Origin of the sequence: Mobilitalea sibirica (assembly GCF_015999265.1) — a bacterium.
GTDB classification, from domain to species: domain Bacteria; phylum Bacillota; class Clostridia; order Lachnospirales; family Lachnospiraceae; genus Mobilitalea; species Mobilitalea sibirica.
In genome coordinates this window covers 75,852-98,895 of record NZ_JAEAGR010000009.1, presented here as the reverse complement: position 1 = coordinate 98,895, position 23,044 = coordinate 75,852, and the positions used below count along the sequence as shown (strand labels likewise).

At 37.6% G+C, this 23,044-nt stretch carries 17 protein-coding genes and 1 other annotated feature; of the genes, 4 read left to right on the top strand and 13 right to left on the bottom strand.

Features of this window, described 5'->3' with window-relative positions:
* Window positions 1–172: 172 nt before the first annotated feature.
* Window positions 173–799 (top strand): nitroreductase family protein, encoded by a 627-nt coding sequence (locus I5677_RS09875; RefSeq protein ID WP_197661423.1) that lies wholly within the window; start codon window positions 173–175, stop codon window positions 797–799.
* Window positions 800–952: 153 nt separating this feature from the next.
* On the opposite strand, the gene I5677_RS09870 is transcribed toward I5677_RS09875, so the two are convergent.
* Complete coding sequence (locus I5677_RS09870) at window positions 953–2,668, bottom strand: phospho-sugar mutase (protein ID WP_197661422.1); 1,716 nt, start codon at window positions 2,666–2,668, stop codon at window positions 953–955.
* Between the two features lie 343 nt (window positions 2,669–3,011).
* Here I5677_RS09870 and I5677_RS09865 point away from each other — a divergent pair, with 343 nt between their 5' ends.
* Complete coding sequence (locus I5677_RS09865) at window positions 3,012–3,248, top strand: hypothetical protein (protein WP_197661421.1); 237 nt, start codon at window positions 3,012–3,014, stop codon at window positions 3,246–3,248.
* Window positions 3,249–3,280: 32 nt separating this feature from the next.
* A complete protein-coding gene (locus tag I5677_RS09860; RefSeq protein WP_197661420.1) occupies window positions 3,281–3,865 on the top strand; it encodes a DUF6434 domain-containing protein in 585 nt (194 codons plus the stop codon).
* A 231-nt stretch (window positions 3,866–4,096) separates the two neighbouring features.
* On the opposite strand, the gene rpoC is transcribed toward I5677_RS09860, so the two are convergent.
* The 10 genes from rpoC to I5677_RS09810 form a co-directional block, all read right to left on the bottom strand.
* On the bottom strand, window positions 4,097–8,005 hold the full coding sequence (rpoC, locus tag I5677_RS09855; protein ID WP_197661419.1) for a DNA-directed RNA polymerase subunit beta': 3,909 nt from the start codon (window positions 8,003–8,005) through the stop codon (window positions 4,097–4,099).
* A gap of 82 nt (window positions 8,006–8,087) precedes the next feature.
* Window positions 8,088–12,062 (bottom strand): DNA-directed RNA polymerase subunit beta, encoded by a 3,975-nt coding sequence (gene rpoB / locus I5677_RS09850; protein ID WP_197661418.1) that lies wholly within the window; start codon window positions 12,060–12,062, stop codon window positions 8,088–8,090.
* Between the two features lie 607 nt (window positions 12,063–12,669).
* Window positions 12,670–13,038, bottom strand: coding sequence for a 50S ribosomal protein L7/L12 (gene rplL / locus I5677_RS09845; RefSeq protein ID WP_197661417.1), 369 nt, complete (start codon window positions 13,036–13,038; stop codon window positions 12,670–12,672).
* A 67-nt stretch (window positions 13,039–13,105) separates the two neighbouring features.
* Window positions 13,106–13,597 (bottom strand): 50S ribosomal protein L10, encoded by a 492-nt coding sequence (rplJ, locus tag I5677_RS09840; RefSeq protein WP_197661416.1) that lies wholly within the window; start codon window positions 13,595–13,597, stop codon window positions 13,106–13,108.
* 24 nt (window positions 13,598–13,621) lie between these two features.
* Window positions 13,622–13,764, bottom strand: a sequence feature (ribosomal protein L10 leader region).
* A gap of 174 nt (window positions 13,765–13,938) precedes the next feature.
* Window positions 13,939–14,631: a 50S ribosomal protein L1 gene (rplA, locus tag I5677_RS09835; RefSeq protein ID WP_197661415.1), complete on the bottom strand. Its 693-nt coding sequence runs from the start codon at window positions 14,629–14,631 to the stop codon at window positions 13,939–13,941.
* 200 nt (window positions 14,632–14,831) lie between these two features.
* Complete coding sequence (gene rplK / locus I5677_RS09830; protein ID WP_197661414.1) at window positions 14,832–15,257, bottom strand: 50S ribosomal protein L11; 426 nt, start codon at window positions 15,255–15,257, stop codon at window positions 14,832–14,834.
* Window positions 15,258–15,389: 132 nt separating this feature from the next.
* Window positions 15,390–15,914, bottom strand: a complete 525-nt coding sequence (gene nusG, locus I5677_RS09825) for a transcription termination/antitermination protein NusG (RefSeq protein WP_197661413.1) — start codon at window positions 15,912–15,914, stop codon at window positions 15,390–15,392.
* A 10-nt stretch (window positions 15,915–15,924) separates the two neighbouring features.
* Window positions 15,925–16,137 (bottom strand): preprotein translocase subunit SecE, encoded by a 213-nt coding sequence (gene secE / locus I5677_RS09820; RefSeq protein WP_197661412.1) that lies wholly within the window; start codon window positions 16,135–16,137, stop codon window positions 15,925–15,927.
* Between the two features lie 25 nt (window positions 16,138–16,162).
* Window positions 16,163–16,312, bottom strand: coding sequence for a 50S ribosomal protein L33 (rpmG, locus tag I5677_RS09815; protein ID WP_197661411.1), 150 nt, complete (start codon window positions 16,310–16,312; stop codon window positions 16,163–16,165).
* Window positions 16,313–16,861: 549 nt separating this feature from the next.
* Complete coding sequence (locus tag I5677_RS09810) at window positions 16,862–19,102, bottom strand: S8 family serine peptidase (RefSeq protein WP_197661410.1); 2,241 nt, start codon at window positions 19,100–19,102, stop codon at window positions 16,862–16,864.
* Window positions 19,103–19,334: 232 nt separating this feature from the next.
* On the opposite strand from I5677_RS09810, the gene I5677_RS09805 reads away from it, so the two are divergent.
* On the top strand, window positions 19,335–20,606 hold the full coding sequence (locus I5677_RS09805) for a helix-turn-helix domain-containing protein (protein ID WP_197661409.1): 1,272 nt from the start codon (window positions 19,335–19,337) through the stop codon (window positions 20,604–20,606).
* Here the strand turns inward: I5677_RS09805 and I5677_RS09800 are convergent.
* Together I5677_RS09800 and I5677_RS09795 are read right to left on the bottom strand one after the other, a co-directional pair.
* Window positions 20,590–21,867: a hypothetical protein gene (locus I5677_RS09800; protein ID WP_197661408.1), complete on the bottom strand. Its 1,278-nt coding sequence runs from the start codon at window positions 21,865–21,867 to the stop codon at window positions 20,590–20,592. The genes I5677_RS09805 and I5677_RS09800 overlap by 17 nt on opposite strands.
* 99 nt (window positions 21,868–21,966) lie before the next feature.
* Window positions 21,967–22,983, bottom strand: a complete 1,017-nt coding sequence (locus I5677_RS09795; protein WP_197661407.1) for a LacI family DNA-binding transcriptional regulator — start codon at window positions 22,981–22,983, stop codon at window positions 21,967–21,969.
* Between the last annotated feature and the right edge of the window lie 61 nt (window positions 22,984–23,044).

Sequence of the window (23,044 nt, the reverse complement as noted above, 5' to 3'; positions counted from 1 at the left end):
CACTGTAAACTTATTTATATTATGTAATCAAATTAATTAAATTTTTACTTGATTTGTATTGGTACTATATGGTATTATTTACTAAGCGAATATACGTTCTGTATATTGCTCTATGAAAATATACTGAAGAACGTATTGTACCTTAAATTAAATGAAAGAGGGGAGAATATCAATGGATTTATATACTGCCATTAATCAGCGACGGACGATACGGGATTTTGAGGAGAAAGAAGTACCAATCGAAATAATTAAAAAGCTCATTCAAGCAGGCTTAAAAGCTCCTACGAACGATCATATGAGAAACTGGGAATTTGTCATTATAGGTGATAAGGATGAACGGGCAAAAGTACTGGATAAAATACCCAAAAAAATATCAGGTAAAAAAGTAGAGGGAATACTAGAAAGCTGGAATATGACTGATCCATGTCAAAGAGCTATGTATCTTGATGCTATACCAAAACAATATTCTATGCTTTATCGTTGCGGATGTCTGGTTCTGCCATTCTTTAAACAGGATCATCCTCTGTTAAAGCCGGAAAGTTTAAGTTCTTTAAACAGCTTTGCTTCCATCTGGTGCTGTATTGAGAATATTCTTCTCGCTGCTGCTGCCGAAGGTTTATATGTTGCACTCAGAATTCCTTTCGACAAGGAATCTGTGTATCTTAAAAATGTAATCGGACACCCTGATAATTATATCATGCCCTGTTATCTTGCGATCGGATATCCTTCTGAAAATGCTGCAAAATATGATCAATATGAATATGATGCCGAAGATAAGATTCATATAAACCGTTGGTAAAAAGTCTGAACATAAGAATTATGAAACGATTCACTTGTCATGAATGAAAAGCATGGGATTACCTTGGTCTAAATAGCTTTATTTAAGCCCTTATAGATCGGTGGTCATCCCATGCTTTTTTTCTGTTTTTTTACAATAAAACCCGATAAAATATTAACCTACCTGAAACACCTCATCATTCATCAATTTATGGAGCTTTTCATCAGCATCCACCATGTTGACACCCTTCACTCCAAAGTAAAACTTAATCTTTGGCTCTGTACCGGAAGGACGCACCGCACACCAGGCATTATCATTCAGCTCAAAATACAATACATCAGATTTCGGTAAGCCCGTTGGAGTTATCCTACCTGTTGCCATATCTAGGATTGTATCCTCTTTATAATCTCTAACCTTTATAACGTGATAATCTCCGGCTGACTTAGGAGGATTCTTTCGGTAGCTGTCCATAATTGCTTTTATTTTTTCCATACCCTCATATCCCTTTAGGGTAACCGAGAATAAGTCTTCCTTGAAAAATCCATACTTTTCATAGATTCGATTCATCTGTTCATATAAGGAAATCCCTTGACTTTTATAATAGGCTGCTGCCTCACATATAGCCATAACAGCAACGATTGCATCCTTGTCTCTGGAGTGAGTTCCTACCAGACATCCATAGCTTTCTTCGTATCCGAAGATAAATTCATTGGAACCGGTTTCATCAAAATATTTCATTTGTTCACCAATATACTTAAAGCCGGTTAACACTTCAATTAATTTTGCGTTATAATAATCTGCAATTTGATCGGAAATATTGCCGGTAACGATTGTCTTAATGAGTGCTGCATTATTCGGTAGTATTCCTTGCGCCGCTTTTTGTGAGAATTGATACTCGGCTATTAACGCACCGGTCATATTACCGTTTAAAAGAACAAATTCTCCCTGATCGTTTCTAACTTGTACACCCAATCTGTCTGCATCTGGATCTGTAGCCAGTATAATATCTGCTCCTACTTTATCTGCCAAGCTCTTAGCCAGAGTAAATACTTTGGGATCCTCAGGATTAGGATAACCAACTGTAGTAAATTCTGTATCCGGCATTTCCTGTTCAGGAACAACGAATACATTCTCAAACCCCAACTCTTCTAAAATTTTGCGGGCAGGATAATTACCTGTCCCATTTAGCGGAGTAAATACTATCTTAAGCTTCTTACCCTCTTCGTTTACAGGGTTTAATACCAGTTTCTTTAATTCCGCGATATATTTTTCATCAATTTCTTTTCCTATTATTTTCAGAAGTTCCTTATCGATAGCTTCTTCCCGTTCCATGGTTTTTGCCAAAGAAAAATCAGTAATTGCTTTTACTTCTCCAATAATTTCCACATCTTTCGGAGAGGTAATCTGTGCTCCGTCTTCCCAATATACTTTATACCCGTTATATTCTGCAGGATTGTGACTTGCCGTAATCACAATTCCGGCGATACATCCCAGTTCTCTCACAGCAAAGGAAAGCTCAGGTGTAGGCCTTAGCTCTTCGAATAAATAAGCCTTTATGCCGTTGGCTGCCAGACATAAAGCAGAATCCAGGGCAAACTCCGGTGACATTCTACGTGAATCATATGCGATCGCAACCCCTTTTTTCTCGCCGCCCTGCTTCTTTATATAATTAGCTAACCCCTGTGTCGCCCGGCGTACGGTATATAAATTCATACGATTAACTCCTGCACCGAGAATCCCCCTCAATCCTCCGGTACCAAATTCCAAATCCTTAAAAAATCTCTCCCTTATTTCCTTATCATTTCCTTTTAAAGCAGCCAGTTCAGATCTGGTCGCTTCATCAAAGTATGGGTTGGATAACCACTCCTCATATTTCATATTGTAATCCATACCTTTAACCCTCATCCTTTCAAATACTTTATCATTATTTCTAAAAACGTACAGTATCATGATACATAACTTTTTTTATAAAAGCAATCCCTTTTCCATAGTTTAATTAGAACGATAATGGTTATAAACTTAAATATACTCGAATCCTGTCATATATGTTTCTTTTGTGATATACAAGATAAGGTGTATTTTTAAGAATGTACTATTTTGCTCTTATAGATTACAAATTACAGATTACAGTATTACTGTATTTCGTTTTTAATTTGTAATTAATGGTTAAATATGTTATAGTTTAACATATTTGCAAATCAATTCAGTTACTTCATTTAATAGGAGGAATATCATGAATATATTTACCCGAAGGGAATTACATATCACCTATGATTTAGATAAATTCAATCAACTGCGGAGTACATTATATGCAGCCGGTATTAAAACAAGCTATCGATGTATTAATACCACCGGTTCTAATCGGGGACGGTATGGTACTTTGGGTATCAACCATGATTTTACCTACCAATATTATATCTATGTTCATAAAAAAGATTATGAACGAGCGAAATATATCTTAAATGTGTGATAAAACAGATAATTAAAGGAAGGGATTTAAATATGAGTGAACGACCAATTCTTTCAACAGTATTAAAACATGATTTATTTCTTCAATATTATTATTTAAAGGAAGAACTTATTGCGTTTTGTAAACAAAATGGACTTTCTACAACCGGCAAAAAGCATGATCTAACGAAAAGGATAGAACTATTTTTAAGAACAGGTGAAAAGTTGTTAGAACCAAAAGTTAAAAGAAGACATGTTAAGTTGAATACACAATTGTCTTTAGATAGTATTATTGAAGAAAATTTTATGTGTACAGAAAAGCACAGAACCTTTTTCAAATCGGTAATAGGAAATACCTTTTCGTTTAATGTTACTTTTCAAAAATATCTCAAAAACAGTGCAGGCAAAACGTATTCGGATGCAGTAAACGAATGGTATAAAATTCTTGAATATAAAAAGAAAAATAAAGGTAAATCAGAAATAGAAAGCCAATTTGAGTATAACACATATATTCGTGATTTTTTTATAGATAATAGTGATAAAGAATTAAAGGATGCAATAATATGTTGGAAATATAAAAAAGAATTAGCAGGACATAATAAATATGAGAGACAAGACCTATCTATACTTAAATATTAGTTTAGCAGTATTCCAATAGGTAACCATTAAGGAGCTTTGTCTGTTTTATGTGTATATATCATGCTTTTATTTAACAGAACCAAGTATAAAACGCCTCTTGATCTTCGTTTCACGATCAAGAGGCGTTTTTTAATTATATCATTTCGAATTTAATATAGTGAATTCAAGGATGAACCAAATGAATATAAAACGAATAATTACTTCATTTCAGTTACATCAACTTATTATAGACTATAGTCCATCACCGTAATCATCTTCATCGATACCTTGAAGATTGAATTCTGTCTCTGTAAAGTCACCGTCATTATGGCTGTTTTCGCCATAATTCACATGAGCATCATCCATTCCTGGTATTGCGTCTTCTCTTTGAAGATTATCACCTTTCTTGGCATACTTATCTTCGTTGTATACGACTTCGGCATAACCGTCTTCACCTTCATAGTAGCCTTCTTCGTATTCACCTTCATCATAGCCATTATCCTCATTCGGATTATAGCCTTCTTCATAGTAGCCTTCCTGGTTATAATCCTCCTCAGAATATTCAAAGGTATCAAACTCATCCATATAGCCTTCCCCTTCAAAATCCTCTGAAAGCATGAATTCTTCCTGAATATCGGAGTCAAGCTTAACGGAACGATATCTCTTCATACCGGTACCTGCAGGAATGAGCTTACCGATAATAACGTTTTCCTTCAGACCAATTAACGGGTCTACTTTACCCTTAATCGCTGCCTCTGTCAGAACCTTTGTGGTTTCCTGGAAGGAGGCTGCGGATAAGAAGGAGTTGGTTGCCAGGGATGCTTTTGTAATACCCAACATTACCTGTTTTCCGTCTGCCGGTTCTAAGCCTTCTGCAATCAATCTTTCGTTTTCATCATTGTACTCAAGAATATCCACTAAGGTCCCCGGTAAGAAGTTTGTATCTCCATTGTTCTCTATACGGACTTTCTTCAGCATCTGACGAACGATTACTTCGATATGCTTATCGTTAATTTCAACACCCTGTAGACGGTATACTCTCTGTACCTCTTGGATCATATAATCCTGAACGGCACGAACACCCTTAATCTTTAGGATATCATGAGGATTTACACTACCTTCTGTCAGTTCATCTCCGGCTTCCAATACATCTCCATCCATAACCTTAATTCTGGAGCCATAAGGAATAAGATAAGCCTTTGATTCCATCGTTTCATTATTCGTAATAATTACTTCACGTTTCTTCTTCGTATCTTTGATTGTTACGACGCCGCCGAATTCTGCAATAATCGCAAGTCCCTTCGGTTTTCTGGCCTCGAATAGCTCCTCGACACGGGGAAGACCTTGTGTGATATCGTCACCCGCAACACCACCGGTATGGAAAGTACGCATAGTAAGCTGTGTACCGGGTTCACCGATTGACTGGGCTGCTATGATACCAACTGCCTCGCCAACCTGTACTGCTTCTCCCGTTGCCATGTTTGCACCGTAACATTTAGCGCAGACACCGATGTGGGATTTACAGGACAATACCGTACGAATTTTAACTTTATCTACACCGGTAGCCATAATTCTTGCAGCTCTCTTCGGTGTAATCATATGATTTGCCTTTACAATAACATTACCTTCTGAATCACTGATTGTCTCACAGGAATATCTTCCGGTAATTCTTTCTTCTAAGCTTTCGATCACTTCTTTTCCATCGGTAAATGCTTTAATCCACATACCGGGAATTTCTTTATCGTGCTCTCCACAATCAACTTCGCGGATAATCAGATCCTGTGAAACGTCTACAAGACGACGGGTAAGATAACCGGAGTCTGCTGTACGAAGCGCTGTATCTGAAAGACCTTTTCTTGCACCATGGGCAGAGATGAAGTACTCCAATACATCAAGACCTTCACGAAGATTTGATTTAATCGGTAACTCAATGGTACGACCGGAAGTATCCGCCATCAAACCACGCATACCGGCTAGCTGTTTAATCTGTTTATCAGAACCACGGGCACCGGAATCGGACATCATCTTAATATTATTAAAACGATCCAATCTGCTTAATAGGGTATCTGTAAGTACCCTGTCAGCATCCTTCCAGGTCTCAATAACGGTATTGTATCTTTCATCTTCCGTCATTCTACCACGTCTGTATTCTCTTGCGATATTCTCTATTGTTGCTTCCGCATCTGCTATAATCTGTTTTTTCTCTTCCGGTACTTCCATATCGGAGATAGAAACGGTCATAGCAGCACGGGTTGAATATTTATAACCCAGTGATTTTACAGCATCCAATAATTCAGCGGTATGGGTAGCACCATGGATATTAATACACTTTTCCAAAATCGGTTTCAACTGCTTCTTGCCAACTAAGAAATTAACTTCCAGCTCTAAGAAATTCTCATCCTTGCTGCGATCAACAAAACCTAAATCCTGAGGAAGAATTTCATTAAAGATAAAACGTCCTAAGGTGGACTTTACCATTTTTGTCTGTTCCACGCCTTGGTTGTTAATGCCTGTTTTTCTTACAGCAATCGGTTCATGAAGTGTAATTACACCGTTTTCATATGCAAGAATCGCCTCATTAATATTTTTAAAGGAATGAAGCGTACCGGTTTCATTCTCTTTTTCTATAGTAAGATAATAAATACCCAAAACCATATCCTGAGACGGAACCGTAACCGGTGCGCCATCGGAAGGCTTTAGTAAGTTGTTCGGAGACAAAAGTAGGAAACGGCATTCTGCCTGTGCTTCCACGGATAACGGTAAATGCACCGCCATCTGGTCACCGTCGAAGTCCGCATTGTAAGCAGTACATACAAGCGGATGTAGCTTAATTGCTTTACCTTCTACTAGAATCGGCTCAAATGCCTGAATACCGAGTCTGTGAAGGGTAGGAGCACGGTTAAGCATTACCGGATGTTCCTTAATAACCTCCTCTAATACGTCCCACACTTCAGATTGAAGTCTTTCAACCATCTTTTTCGCTGATTTTATATTATGAGCGGTTCCTCTTGCTACCAGTTCCTTCATAACAAAAGGTTTAAACAACTCAATTGCCATCTCTTTCGGAAGACCACACTGATAGATCTTCAATTCAGGTCCTACTACGATAACCGAACGACCGGAATAGTCAACACGCTTACCCAATAAGTTCTGACGGAAACGACCCTGTTTACCCTTTAACATATCAGAAAGGGATTTTAGTGCACGGTTTCCGGGACCGGTAACCGGTCTACCTCTTCTACCGTTATCAATCAGAGCATCAACCGCTTCCTGAAGCATTCTTTTTTCATTACGCACAATGATATCCGGAGCTCCCAGTTCAAGAAGTCTCTTTAATCGATTGTTACGATTAATAATTCTACGATATAAATCATTCATATCAGAGGTAGCAAAACGACCACCGTCCAATTGTACCATAGGACGTAAATCCGGCGGTATAACCGGAATTACGGATAAAATCATCCAATCGGGATTGTTGCCTGATTCTCTAAACGCTTCTACAACTTCAAGACGTTTAATGATTCTGGCACGTTTTTGCCCAGTTGAATCCCGAAGGCCTCTTTTTAATTCCTTGGATTCTTTCTCCAGATCAATCGCCTGTAAAAGTTCCTGGATTGCTTCCGCACCCATTCCAAGACGGAATGCATTATATCCGTACTTTTCTATCGCTTCCATCTTTTCTTTTTCATTGAGTACTTGCTTATACTGTAACTCTGTATTACCTTTATCAAGTACAATATAGGAAGCAAAATATAACACCTTTTCCAGGGTTCTTGGTGACAGGTCTAGTATCAGACCCATACGGCTGGGTATCCCTTTAAAATACCAGATATGGGATACAGGAGCAGCCAGCTCAATGTGTCCCATCCTCTCACGACGCACGCTGGCTTTCGTAACCTCAACTCCACAACGGTCACATACTACACCCTTGTATCTGATCTTTTTATACTTTCCACAATGACACTCCCAATCCTTACTTGGTCCAAAGATTCTTTCACAGAACAGACCGTCCTTCTCAGGTTTGAGGGTCCTATAATTAATCGTCTCCGGTTTTCTTACTTCTCCCTTTGACCATTCTCTTATTTTTTCAGGTGAAGCTAAACCAATCTTAATCGCATCATAGGATATCTCCTGGATGCTATTATTCATAATTTCAGGCATCTTTTGGCTCTCCCTTCGTTTATACACACGATAGGATTTTACCCTATCGTATGTTGTTTTACTATGAAATCCTAATCATAAACTATCTTATGGTTAAAGACTGCCCGCAAGCCTTACAACGTTTGCTGCCTTCAGCTACCTCGGCACCGCAATTGGGACAAATATCATCTGCAGGTTCATCGTCATCATCACCGTTATATATGACATCACTATCAACATCACTATCATCCTGCATGTCTTCGGATTCATCTTCATAAATATCAAAAATATCTGAGTCTATATCTTCAACATTCGTCTGACTAAAGCCGGCATCTTCATAGCCTTCGTCATACCTGAAATTATTGTCACCTTCAATTAATGGTGTCAGGTCTGAATCGCCGTAATCTATACTTTCTGCCATTCTCACTTCGTCCCCGTTCTCATCCAGAACAGTTACATCAAGCGCTAATGATTGTAATTCTTTCAAGAGTACTTTAAAGGATTCCGGAATGCCTGGCTCACTTATATTTTCACCCTTAATGATCGCTTCATAGGTTTTTACACGTCCTGTTACATCATCGGATTTTACAGTTAAGATTTCCTGTAGGATATAAGCAGCACCATAAGCCTCCAGTGCCCAAACCTCCATCTCACCAAATCTCTGTCCACCGAACTGTGCTTTACCACCCAAAGGCTGTTGCGTAACCAATGAGTAAGGTCCTGTGGAACGCGCGTGGATCTTATCATCAACCAAGTGATGAAGCTTTAAGTAATGCATGAAGCCTACGGTTACAGAACCGTCGAAGAATTCACCGGTTCTACCGTCACGAAGTCTAACCTTACCGTCGCGGTTAATCGGAACACCCTTCCACTCTTCTCTGTATTTCTGATTATTCTTCAAATAATCCATAAAATTAGGATCTAAGGTATCCTTATATTTTGCTTCAAATTCTTCCCATGAGGAGTTTGCAAAAGCATTGGCAATTTCCAAGGTATCCATAATATCATACTCATCTGCGCCATCAAATACCGGGGTAGATATATCGATTCCCAATACTTTAGCTGCTAAGGATAAATGAATCTCCAATACCTGTCCGATGTTCATACGGGACGGTACACCCAGAGGGTTGAGTACGATATCAAGGGGTCTTCCGTTCGGTAAGAAAGGCATATCCTCTACCGGTAACACACGGGAAACAACACCCTTATTACCGTGACGACCTGCCATCTTATCACCCACCTGGATTTTTCTTTTCTGGGCGATATATACGCGAACTGTTTCGTTAACACCCGGTGATAATTCATCTCCATTTTCTCTTGTAAATACTTTTGCATCAACAATGATTCCATACTCACCGTGAGGTACTCGAAGGGAGGTATCTCTTACTTCTCTTGCTTTTTCACCAAAGATTGCGCGAAGAAGTCTTTCTTCTGCTGTCAGTTCAGTTTCCCCTTTTGGAGTTACCTTACCAACTAAAATATCACCCGCACGAACCTCTGCACCAATTCTTATAATACCTCTTTCATCCAGATCCTTTAAGGCATCGTCACCGACACCCGGAACATCTCTGGTAATTTCTTCCGGTCCCAATTTTGTATCTCTGGCTTCTGCTTCATATTCTTCTATATGAACTGAGGTGTAAACATCCTCTTGTACCAAACGTTCACTAAGGAGTACCGCATCCTCGTAGTTATAACCTTCCCAGGTCATAAATCCGATTAGTGGATTTTTACCTAAGGCTAACTCACCCTTCGAGGTGGAAGGACCGTCGGCAATCACCTGGCCTGCTGTAATTTTTTCACCCTTACTTACAATCGGTCTTTGATTAATACAGGTACCCTGATTACTTCTTGCAAACTTAATTAAACGATAAGAAGACTTTGTGTTATCTTCATTTTTTATTACAACTTCCTTAGCAGATACCTTCTCTACCACACCGGATTTTTTCGCAACCACGCATACGCCGGAGTCAATTGCTGCTTTGGCTTCGATACCGGTACCTACTGCCGGTGCTTCCGTTAGTAATAAAGGTACTGCCTGACGCTGCATGTTAGCACCCATGAGGGCACGGTTCGCATCATCATTTTCAAGGAAAGGTATTAATGCTGTAGCTACGGAAAACACCATTTTAGGAGAAACGTCCATCAAGTCAATCTTATTTCTTTCATATTGAGAAGTTTCTTCCATATAACGGCCTGAAATGGAGTTATGCACGAAATAGCCCTTATCATCCAGCTCTTCATTTGCCTGTGCAACTACATATTTATCCTCTTCATCAGCCGTTAAGTAGATAACCTCATCCGTCACCCTTGGATTCATAGGTTCTGTTTTATCAACCTTACGATAAGGAGCTTCGATAAAGCCGTATTCATTAATTCTTGCATAGGTAGCAAGAGAGTTAATCAGACCAATGTTAGGACCTTCAGGGGTCTCTACAGGACACATTCTGCCATAATGGGAATAATGAACGTCACGAACCTCGAAACCAGCTCTATCACGAGATAAACCACCGGGGCCCAAGGCGGATAAACGTCTTTTATGGGTCAACTCACCAAGTGGATTATGTTGATCCATGAACTGTGACAGCTGGGAGCTTCCGAAGAACTCTTTCACTGCTGCCGTTACCGGCTTGATATTAATTAAGGATTGTGGGCTGATACCTTCTAAATCCTGCGTTGTCATTCTTTCCCTAACAACACGTTCCATTCTTGATAAACCAATACGATACTGATTCTGTAACAGCTCACCAACCGCTCTGATTCTTCTGTTACCCAAATGGTCAATATCATCCGGACCGCCAATTCCATATTCCATATGGATGTTATAATTAATGGAAGCAATAATGTCTTCCTTCGTAATGTGCTTTGGAATCAAATCACTGATATTCTTCTTTATCGCATCCTTGATATCCTCTAATGAGGTATGATCCGCTAATATCTTTTTCAATACCGGATAGTATACATCTTCCGAAATACCCAGTTCCTTCTTGTCTATCTCCGGAACGTAATAAGAAAGGTTAACCATCATATTGGAAATAACCTTAACATTTTTTTCATCCGCCTGTACCATAACCGCCGGTACAGCAGCGTTTTGAATTTGAATAGCCAATTCGTTGGTAACCTGTGCTCCTGCTTCGGCTATCACTTCACCGGTAGACTTATCCACAACATCCTCGGATAACACAAAACCAACAATACGGTTGCGAAATGCTAATTTTTTATTGAATTTATAGCGTCCTACCTTAGCTAGGTCATATCTTCTCGGATCAAAAAACATACTGTTTAATAAGGATTCCGCATTTTCAACCGCTAAGGGTTCGCCGGGACGCAGCTTTTTATATAACTCAAGCAAACCATCCTGGTAACTACCGGATGGATCCTTAGCTGTACTGGGATCCTTTGCAAGGCTGGCAAGTATTTTAGGCTCTTCGCCAAACAGCTGCTTTATCTCTTCATTGGTACCATAACCAAGCGCTCGAATGAATGTTGTAATGGGCACTTTTCTGTTACGATCAACACGAACATAAAAAACATCGTTGGAATCTGTTTCATATTCCAACCATGCACCTCTGTTTGGGATTACCGTAGAAGAAAATAATTCCTTACCGATTTTATCATGATCTATTGTAAAATATATTCCGGGGGAACGTACCAACTGGCTTACAATAACTCTCTCAGCTCCGTTGATAACAAAGGTACCTGTTTCTGTCATTAACGGTAGATCTCCCATGAAGATATCATGCTCATTAATCTCATTATTTTCTTTATTATGAAGTCTTACCTTAACCTTCAAAGGAGCTGCATAGGTAGCATCTCTTTCCTTGCATTCTTCAATCGTATATTTGATGTCGTCCTCACATAACGCGAAGTCTACGAATTCCAAACTTAAATGGCCGCCGTAATCAGCTATCGGAGAAATATCATTAAATACTTCCTTTAGCCCTTCGTCTAAAAACCATTGGTAGGAATCTTTCTGAACTTCAATGAGATTAGGCATCTCCAATACTTCTTTTTGTTTGGAGTAACTCATTCTAATGTTATTTCCAACCTTAATTGGATGCATTCTGTTTCTATCCATTGACGTTTTCACCCCTTGAATTTAATAAGTTAGATTTGAATAAAAAACTTCTTTTCATTTTCAAGTATATATGCTATAATATTATTAATTAGGCATATAACACCACAATAGTGCATCTTTCATACTAGCATATTTATTTTTAACTGTCAACGAAAATTTGTTGATTTTTTTTATTTTTATGAAAATTTTCCACAATTCAAATAAGCCTCTTCCTTTCGTCTAATTATTACCTAAAACTACAAATTACCCTTCTATAACAGTTGTTAAAATATGTATATAAATATCGCATTTTCATTTTATACATTCTAATACGATTTCTGGTTACAGAATGTGACTCATTTAATCTGAATTCATGATTATTTGAAACTACTATATCCTATGTTTTTACTTTTTACTAAAAACCCAATCCAAAAGTAGTACTTTTCGCTAAACTATCATTATATTAAATCTATCTTTCGCTTTGATAGACATTACTTAACTTAGGATTCATAAGTAGATCACGATGAATTGTAACTAATCATGAATTTGATAAATAGAACAAAGGACGCGTTGTTTAACTAACGATATCGTTAATTATACAACGCGTCCTTTTAACACATTATGTGTATTATTTTAAAGTAACTTTAGCACCTTCAGCTTCAAGCTTAGCCTTAATGTCATCAGCTTCTGCCTTAGAAGCACCTTCTTTAAGCATCTTAGGAGCTGCATCTACAAGATCCTTAGCTTCTTTTAAACCTAAGCCGGTTGCTTCACGAACAACTTTGATAACCTTAACCTTGTTAGGACCAACTTCGGTTAACTCTACGTTGAACTCAGTCTTCTCTTCTTCTGCTGCCGCACCACCTGCAGGACCTGCTGCCATTACAACACCTGCTGCTGCGGATACACCAAATTCTTCTTCACATGCTTTTACTAAATCATTTAATTCTAAAACGGTAAGGCCCTTAATAGCCTCGATAAATTCTTGAGTTGTCATTTTAATTTCCTCCATATAATATTTAATTGATTGTTATTCGTTAATGTTCTAATAATAAAAGAATATCTTATGCTGCTTCTGTCTTCTCAGCAATCTGCTTAAGCACACGAGCAAAGTTTGTAATCGGTGACTGTAAGCTTCCAAGTAACTTGGAGATAAGCTCTTCTCTTGAAGGGATCGTTGCAATAACTTTAATACCATTGGTATCGTAATAAGTTCCTTCAACAACACCGGACTTAAACTCAAGCTTAGGCATGGTTTTAATAAGATCATTTAAAATTCTTGCAGGAGCGGTTGCATCTTCCATACCGAAAGCAACTGCTGTAGGTCCTTCCAGATCCTTTGATAAAGCTTCAAATTCTGAGCCTTTAAATGCAAAGTTTAACATTGTATTTTTATAAACCTTATATACAACGCCAGCCTCTCTTAATTTCTTACGAAGCTCTGTATCTTCAGCAACTGTTAAGCCACGATAATCTACTAAAACAGCAGCTTTAGCACCTTCAACATAACCTTTAATTTCTTCAACTATAGGTTGTTTCAATTCGATTTTTGCCATCTTGTACACCTCCTTATTGTAATTAAGACTATCAAAAAACCTCTTCCTGCCAAAGCAGAAAGAGGTTCCGTTATCATAAAATGATTTCAAACCAACTTTTCCTCGGTAGGCGGTTTCACCTTACGCCTTACGGCACCTACTGTCTTCGGCAGTTTACGCAAAAAGGATTATAACATAATCTTTTCTGTCGTGTCAATCTTTATTTTAATATTTACCTAAAATATTATACCAATCAATTGTATCCAATCGAATAACGCCGATTACAGAACAGAAAAATTGGTTTTTTTATATTTGATTTTGTCGCTTCACGAAATCCAATCGAATTTCGAATCACGCTTTACTTATCCTAATTTTGCAGTATTTAGCTTTACACCAGGTCCCATAGTGGAAGCCAGAGTTACGCTTCTTAAATACTGTCCCTTTGCAGCTGAAGGTTTTGCCTTAAGAACAGCTCCGATTAATGTCTGGAAGTTGTCATTTAACATCTCCTCAGTAAAGGAAGCTTTACCCAAAGGAACGTGGATAATGTTAGTCTTATCCAATCTGTATTCAATCTTACCTGCTTTGATATCGTTAACTGCTTTTGTTACATCCATGGTAACTGTACCTGCTTTAGGATTTGGCATTAAGCCCTTAGGTCCGAGCACACGACCAAGACGGCCTACCACACCCATCATGTCAGGGGTTGCAACAACAACATCAAACTCAAACCATCCTTCGTTCTGGATCTTAGGAATTAAATCATCCGCACCAACATAATCTGCTCCTGCCGCTTGTGCCTCAGCTGCTTTATCACCTTTGGCAAATACAAGCACACGAACTGTTTTACCGGTTCCGTGAGGTAATACTACCGCACCACGAACCTGTTGGTCAGCGTGACGTCCGTCTACACCCAGTCTGATATGAGCTTCGATTGTCTCATCAAATTTTGCTACAGCCGCTTTCTTAACAAGGCTGATTGCTTCTGCTGCTTCATATTGAACAGATCTGTCAATTAACTTTGCAGAATCTGTATATTTCTTTCCTCTTTTCATTATATAAACCTCCTAGTGGTTTTATCGGAAGAAAACGGAATTTATGATATATCAGCTAGACTATTATGTCATCATGAAAATCTAACATCCGTTGGAAAACCTTTTGGTTTTCCTGCCAAGCAGATACCTGCTAGCATATCCTCCCACATTAATAGATTCTAAATCACATGATATCTTTCAACCATGTTGTTATATTCGTATTAGTCAACTACGGTAACGCCCATGCTTCTAGCGGTTCCAGCGATCATACTCATCGCCGCTTCAACGCTTGCTGCATTTAAATCAGGCATTTTAAGTTCAGCAATTTTCTTAAGCTCAGCTTTTGAAATAGATGCAACCTTTGTTTTATTCGGAACTGCTGATCCGGACTTCAAATTAAGGGCTTTCTTAATTAATACTGCTGCTGGTGGTGTTTTTGTGATGAAGCTGAAGCTTCTGTCTGCATATACAGTGATTACAACCGGAATAATCATTCCGTCTTGATCTGCTGTTCTTGCATTAAATTCTTTCGTGAACTGAACAATGTTCACACCATGCTGACCAAGTGCGGGTCCTACCGGGGGAGCCGGTGTAGCCTTGCCAGCGGGAATTTGTAATTTGATATAACCTGATACTTTCTTTGCCATTATAGCATACCTCCTGATAAATGTGGTGTTTGCGGGAATTTCCCTCCCACGTAACTAACTTAAGTTACTCTCTTTTCCATTGCATACACGGATGTCGAACCTAAAAACACTAAACGAGTTTTTAAGATAAGATTATTTACTGACTTTAACTTCATTAAAACTGATTTCAACCGGGGTTTCACGACCAAACATGTCCACGCTGATAGTAACGATCTGTTTATGAGTATTGATATGCTTGATAACACCGGTAGTATTTTCCCATACACCGGAAATAACCGTAACCGTATCACCTATCTCAAAATCAACAACAACATCTTGATTGCCCTTGATTCCCATGCTTCGCATTTCTGCCTCTGACAACGGGACCGGCTGTTTCGAATCCGGGCCTACAAAGCCTGTTACACCTCTGGTATTACGTACCACATACCATACATCATCATTCATGACCATATGGAGCAATACATAACCGGGAAACATCTTCTTTTGAACACGTTTCTTAACACCGTTTTTTACTTCAATGACATCCTGCATTGGAACAGATACTTCTAAAATCTGATCCTCCAGCTTTCTGTTTTCGATCGTTTTCTCAATGTTCGCTTTTACTTTGTTCTCATACCCTGAGTATGTGTGAACAACGTACCAATTAGCTTCCGACATATTCTCACCCTTATCCTATTATGATGCCAATACCAGCTTCAATTAAGTTATCCAGCAAATAAATAATTACACCTAATAGAACGGTTACAATTACGACAGCGATTGATTGTTTTGTAAGAGTTTCTTTATCCGGCCATACAATTTTCTTGAACTCGGATTTAAGACCCTTGAACCAGCTTCTTTTAGGAGCTTTTTCGGTTGTAGTATTTGTCATCTCTCCCATGTCTTCACTTCCCTTTCAGATATAATTATTTCGTTTCCTTGTGCAATGTGTGTGATCTACAGAACTTGCAATACTTCTTTGTTTCCATTCTGTCCGGATGTAACTTCTTTTCTTTCGTCATGTTGTAATTGCGTTGTTTGCAATCAGTACATGCCAATGTGATTTTTACGCGCACAACTTCCACCTCCGATTTCTCTTGTAGCGCAATATTGCTTATTTCGCCGAGCGAAATTTAAGGCATAAAAAAAAAGCCCTCTTTCTCTGCTTACTTAATATATCATACCCAATAAATTACGTCAACATAAATTTTCACGAAAAGCAGATTAGTCCAACAAATTTACAGAGTTCCACATGCTTGCATGATGGTACTCTGCAAATTTGTTGGATAAGTGCAACTGTGAACAACGTATCCTTCGGATCCGTACAAAATCCAAAGGATTTTGAACTTCTAATCTGCTTTTCGTTCATAGATTAGTCCTTCCACACTATTAACGGTATACATCGGACGATATCTCTTAGACTTAATATTATCATTTTCCAGTAATACTAAGCTTCACTACAAAAATGATAAAACAATTCTAAGGAATCTCCGTCCGATGTATACCTGATATCGATACTTTGAAACTTTTCGTCTGATTTAATATATCTAGCATGTTTATTCTTATTATTAGGTTAATATAGAAATAATAAAATGATTATATAAGTCTTTTTATATTATAATACACTACTTCTTGACCACCGTCAGTTCACAGACAGCTGTTAATCCGCTACTGGTTCTAGCTGTTATAACAGCTTTCCCTTCCTTCAATGCTTTTATTTTTCCTGTGCCTGATACGGTAGCTACTGTTTCATCGTTAATCGAGTAAATAATCTTATCCGTTGTATTTACAGGCTTAACAAATGCTCTTAAGGTATACAACTGCCCTTCTGTCATCGTCTTTTGACTTCTTATAAATTTTATCTCGGTAGATTTAACGGATTTAATATTAACTATCTCTATGGTAGTATTCCCTCTGTTATCAATCGCATATACGGTATACATTCCATCTTTATCAATCTTAAAGCTTCCTTTCCCGCTCTTTAATTCTATCTCCGTTCCGGCTCCTGCCGGTAAAAAGTCGGTTGCTTTTTTTCTACCCTCCATATATTTCACTCTTCTTATATTACTCTGTGCATCCTTAACCCGGACAGTAACTGTCCTGATGTTATAATCATCTGCTACTGTATAGGTTGAAATAATTGTTGGAGGCGTTGTATCCTCTTTCACTTCATGGGTAACTACTGTTTCATTTCCAGAGTAATCACTGGCATAAAAGGTGTATACTCCTGCTTTTAATACTGTAATCCGGTCATTTAACACTTTTGTCCCTGCGATTCCATGCTTAAAATCCGACAGGGCCCTCTCTCCGGTAATCCAATTGATTGTTCTGATTTTGGAACCACCCAAATCTTCTGATAATATATCTATATGGAACTTCTCATTATCATATATCGTTTTAAACTTTAACTTTGGTGGATCAGTATCCCAGATGAGGCTATCAGCAGCTGCTACTGCCTGATATGCATTGGGAATACCGGTATGTATCATAAAGCCGTTTAGTTTGGGAAGTGTTTTTATATTATTCAAAATAATTTCTTTTATATTAGATGGATATAAACCATCATGATATGAGTAAAGTAAAGCTGCTAACCCACTCACATGGGGTGTTGCCATAGAGGACCCACTCATGGATTTATAGGTTCCTACTATCGTACTAAAGATATCAGCTCCGGGAGCGGCCAAGTCTACGGTTGATACCCCATAATTAGATAGTCTTGTTAAAGCTCCGTTTGGGTCTATAAAGGTAACAGATATCAAATTATCCAGTTTTAAATTTGCGGGATAAACGGGACTGCTGTTATTATTCGTACCTGAATTACCGGCAGCCGCTACAAATAACATATCCGAATTTTTGATCACTTCTTTTAAGGCCTCTGCATATTGACTGGTGCCCCAACTGAGATTGCAAATGTCAGCTCCCATCATGGTAGCATATTTTATAGCTTCGATGGCATTGGAGATATTTCCCGTTCCATCCGATCCGCCATTAATTTTCAAAGACATTATTTTTATATCTATATTTGATGCCACCCCGGCTATACCGATATTATTATCTGCCACTGCCCCAATAATACCGGCTATATGTGTTCCATGGTCGTCATTATCTTCTGGTAACGCCACATTCGTTTTTAATTCATTACTGTATTTATAATGGCATACCGTTGCGTCATCATTATAAAAATCCCAACCATAGACATCATCCACATATCCGTTATTATCGTTGTCTATGCCATCATCAGGTATTTCCTCCCGGTTGATCCACATATTATCAGCCAAATCCGGATGCTGATAATCAATACCCGTGTCAATAACAGCAACTACAACTTCACGACGTTCCTTTTCATCTTCCTTCATATAGTTCCAGGCTTCGGCAATATCCATATCTACATCCAGAGTGGACATTTTATGATACATTCCTTTCTCTGTTACATTGGCATAATTACCAGGATTGTAGATTGCCCACTGTGTATCCGAATATGCATCCAGACTAAATCCCATGGAAGAAACCGTATGGTTTGCCTGCACTGATTTTACTAACGGGTTTTCGGATAATTTCTTGATAATATCCTGATATTTTGTATTGTCCTCTACATAGAATAATACATAATCATCAATGTGTTTGAGCACATACACCGGTGTGGAAAAGGATAACACCATGGCATTTAAATCCTCTTCTTCAACCGTTCTCGAAAAGATGGTTACTATCTCACCACCGGCTTCATCATAAATGTTTTTTTTCTCCTCATAGTTATATAATGTTGCATATAATATAAATACGATAGACATCAAGACAACACTACCGGAAATTACAGATATTTTATTATTTCTACATTGCATCATGAAATGTTGCATTCTTTTTTTCATCAAGTCACCTCATCTTAAGTCTAACATTAACTTTATCCACCTTTATCGTATTATCTTATCTTGGCAATTATGTGGCAAAATACAATTATTTAAAAAATAATCCTAAACTTCCATAAATCTACATATTTTTATTTTTACATATTTTGGGCGTGCATTTGATAACAATTTATGGTATAATAAAGCTATAATTCACACATAACATAGGATTTCATCACATTACGAGGAGTGTATTATGAACAATATTAAAGACAACTCTGCTAATACAATAGTTCAAAAAGATTTCTGGGAAAGCCTGCAGCATGATATCCTTTTTTCAAAGCAGACCTTATCCCCTGAGGATACCTTTGCCCTTATCGAGCAAAATTTTATGTTTTCTTTATTCTTTCGGGGTTTCTCTTATATAGAACTGATTAATTTCCAAACGATGTTCGATTTAAATGATATTGGATACTTGATTTTAATGAGTCTGTCTCAGGATGTCCATACCCAGCAAAACAATATCGAGATAAACGAGCTTTCTATCTACCATTTTATTAAAAAGTCCCTACCCAAAAAACTTAAATTTGCAATTGGACCTCTCATTTCAAATCGTATTAGTATCTTAGTTACATCGGATACAGACATATCTTTGGATCGTACGAAAGAGGAAAGTATAGATATATCCAAAGATTTAATTAATCACTTTAAAAAAGAGGCCAATATAGTTGCAACCGCAGGCATTGGCAAACTCAAAAAAATTCAGTCTATTTATTCCTCATATATCGAGGCTCAATCTTGTTTATCCCATTGCAAAACAGGACAAGTATTACACAAACAAGACTTAGAAGATACTTCTTTTGAATTTCATTTTGATTATGAAGAAACAGAAAAATATATGTTGGATGCTATACGTCACAAGAAGGTAGAGGCTTATGATTATTTTAGCTTACTGATGAATCATATTCAGAAATTGAATGATTGTGCCGCGCGCAATAGAATTATAGAAATTCTTGTTCTGGCAGCACATACGGTTCAAAAAGATAGTACGGATGATACTCAATACTTTAACTATTCAAAACACTTGAATGAGCTTGCCAATTTAACCGGCACCCAGTTGATTGAATGGGCTTATAAACGCTTTATTTACATAACCGGATATGTAAAAACACAAAATTCCATTGACTATTCCAATAAAATCGTTCAGGCAACCAAAGAATATCTTGAAGCTCATTATACAGAGGACATAACATTAGAGGATGTAGCGGAGCAAGTTAACATTAGTCCCCAATACTTCTCTAAATTGATAAAAAAGAATACCGGTTTTAATTTCATTGACTGGTTATCCATGTTAAGAGTAAAAAAAGCAAAGGAGTTGTTAACCAACTCCGATTTAACTGTGAAAGAAGTATGTTTTATGGTCGGATATAAAGATCCGAATTATTTCAGCCGCATCTTTAAGAAAAGAATGGGTATTACACCCAGTGACTATATTAAGAACAGTAATTTCCTTAGCAGAAAGAACTAAAGAAAAGACCACTATACATGGAAGTGATATAGGGGTTTGTAAAACCGGCCCTACTGCTGTTTGGATAAATGACAACTGTTTTATCTAGATACTCCATCGGATTGATTGCAATGGAATTGGCTTTATCAAATATCCTTGCAATAAATCCGTTTTCTCTTTTAAAGAGATCCTCCATTCCACCATCCAATGAAGCCTGCACAAAAAGAGATTCCTCTATGGAAATCGTTCCATCTTCCTGTGGCTGTAACCCACATGCGATTAATTCATCTTCATATATTTTTTCTAAATTAGTTAATTCATTGATTAATTTACTTGCTCCAAAATGTTCTGAAGACGTTTCCTTACGGGATTTTGCTAGTAAAAGCATTTGGTTATAGGTGGAAAGAACTGAATTTACCTGTTTATAAATCGGATTACTATCCGGAACAATTCGAACATCAACATCCTGCTCACTTGTACCCTTTAGAGTAATCTGCAGTTTACCTTCCAGATGAAATGTGTTAGAAGCTGTTTGTTTCTCTACATCATTTATATAAAAATGCGAATTACTTCCGGGCATAATTGTTCTGTTTAAGCCAAAAAAGTCAACAACCCCTTCTCGGTAAAGTTCTTCATCTTCAAAATAAAAACTTTTATCTCCAAACTTACCGGTAAAATCTGCTGTAATATGTAAATAACTATATTCTTTTTTTTCACTCTGTTCTACCGATGCCATCAAATCCGGAAGAGATTGATTTAAATATTCTGCCATTCTGGTTAAGGTATCTAAATTATCTGTTTTTTCTTTCTGAATAAAGGTTAAATCATAGGCTTGACCCTTTATAACAGCTCTAAAATCATATACTCCTTTTTCTAAACCTCTTGACGGTTGAAATAAATCCTTTCCCTGATTGACCTGGGACGATGCTAATCTATTCACTTTAAATTGAATGCTTTTCGGTAAATCCGTAACATCCTCTCCCAATAGCTTGGCATTTATTACCCGATCATCACTTACAGCCACCGTTCTTTTATTAAAACTTGAATTATCTTCATCTGAAATACTAAGTAATTTGCTTTTTAGATCTAATGCACTTTCTTTCACACCTAAAGTATATACTTGATTATCCGGGGAAAGGTTAATCTTATAAAATGGTGAGCGTTTATTTAAGTCAACAATATTTCTATATACCTTTTTTAACTCACCTTTTTTATGCGCATGGTTCTTTATCTCTTGCTTTGGCAGATAGCTTTCTACCATATAATTATAAACCTGGAGCATCTAAGATCCCCCTTTCTTTCGTATCATAATTCAACGTAATGCTCTGTCACAAATTTGAACACCTTGAATTTATTTACACTAAAAATATAGTTGTTTCTATTATATATGATGTAATTTCTTTACGGAATTTCCTATTAATAAGGTTTGTTTCATGAATATTTTTTCCGGTGATGTTTCTTGTGGATTTTCTATCATTTCGACCAGTCTTCTGGATGCTTCCTTACCTATATTATCCCTTTCCTGTTTTACGGTTGTAAGTCTTACTCCAATCATTTGTTGGGATTCCAATCCATCATAGCCTGCAACCGAAACATCCTTGACAACCTGAAGCCCTTGTTTTCGAATGGCATTGATTACCCCTACTGCTGACTGGTCATCCGGTGCTATAATACAGGTAGGTCGATTCGGCATTGCAAGCAATTGGGCCGCCAGCTCCTCTGTTAATACCGGATTTCGATACAATCCCTCAATCACATATTCTTTAGGTACCTTTACCTTGTTATCCGCCATAGCACTCAAATAACCCTCAATGCGGTTCTTAGTAACTAATGTCTTAACTCCATGAATATAGGCAATCTTAGTATGACCTTGTTGAATAATATAATTTGTAAGCTGCTTCATACCGCCGTAATTGTCTGATATAATTGAGTTCGTTTTATTGAATGCATAATCTATCGTTACCACGGGGAAGTCACTGGAAGCCAGAGAAACAACCTCTTGATCCTCATAATCGGCACACACGATACATACCCCATCAAAGTGCCGAAATTGACAATGTTCCAGATAAGTCATCTTCCTTCTTCCAATATAATTTTCTATAAAGGTAATATCGTACCCCTTCTTAGCAGACTCTTCCTTGAATGCGGACAGAACATGGGCAAAATAATCATTTCTTAATCCCATGGTTGTATGGGTGGTAAACAAAACACCAATATTGAAGGTTTTTTTAAGCTTTAGTGCCCTGGCATTGGCATTCGGAAAATAACCCATCTCATTCGCTGTTTTGATAACCAGTTCCCTTGTTTTATCGCTAATATCGGAATATCCGTTAAGTGCTTTACTTACGGTTGAAACCGATACCCCGCATTGTTTGGAAAGCTCTTGTATTGTTATCATAATACTTCTCCTATTGTCTATACTTACTCCATTTAATTAATTTCATTTTATAGTAAAACAT

Coding starts and splice junctions, on each gene's coding strand:
- rplA (WP_197661415.1), bottom strand. CDS start 14,631: ATGAAAAGAGGAAAGAAATATACAGATTCTGCAAAGTTAATTGACAGA.
- rplJ (WP_197661416.1), bottom strand. CDS start 13,597: ATGGCAAAAATCGAATTGAAACAACCTATAGTTGAAGAAATTAAAGGT.
- I5677_RS09865 (WP_197661421.1), top strand. CDS start 3,012: ATGAATATATTTACCCGAAGGGAATTACATATCACCTATGATTTAGAT.
- I5677_RS09805 (WP_197661409.1), top strand. CDS start 19,335: ATGAACAATATTAAAGACAACTCTGCTAATACAATAGTTCAAAAAGAT.
- rpoC (WP_197661419.1), bottom strand. CDS start 8,005: ATGCCTGAAATTATGAATAATAGCATCCAGGAGATATCCTATGATGCG.
- I5677_RS09870 (WP_197661422.1), bottom strand. CDS start 2,668: ATGGATTACAATATGAAATATGAGGAGTGGTTATCCAACCCATACTTT.
- I5677_RS09800 (WP_197661408.1), bottom strand. CDS start 21,867: ATGCTCCAGGTTTATAATTATATGGTAGAAAGCTATCTGCCAAAGCAA.
- rpoB (WP_197661418.1), bottom strand. CDS start 12,062: ATGGATAGAAACAGAATGCATCCAATTAAGGTTGGAAATAACATTAGA.
- I5677_RS09795 (WP_197661407.1), bottom strand. CDS start 22,983: ATGATAACAATACAAGAGCTTTCCAAACAATGCGGGGTATCGGTTTCA.
- rplL (WP_197661417.1), bottom strand. CDS start 13,038: ATGACAACTCAAGAATTTATCGAGGCTATTAAGGGCCTTACCGTTTTA.
- I5677_RS09860 (WP_197661420.1), top strand. CDS start 3,281: ATGAGTGAACGACCAATTCTTTCAACAGTATTAAAACATGATTTATTT.
- I5677_RS09810 (WP_197661410.1), bottom strand. CDS start 19,102: ATGAAAAAAAGAATGCAACATTTCATGATGCAATGTAGAAATAATAAA.
- secE (WP_197661412.1), bottom strand. CDS start 16,137: ATGGGAGAGATGACAAATACTACAACCGAAAAAGCTCCTAAAAGAAGC.
- I5677_RS09875 (WP_197661423.1), top strand. CDS start 173: ATGGATTTATATACTGCCATTAATCAGCGACGGACGATACGGGATTTT.
- rplK (WP_197661414.1), bottom strand. CDS start 15,257: ATGGCAAAGAAAGTATCAGGTTATATCAAATTACAAATTCCCGCTGGC.
- nusG (WP_197661413.1), bottom strand. CDS start 15,914: ATGTCGGAAGCTAATTGGTACGTTGTTCACACATACTCAGGGTATGAG.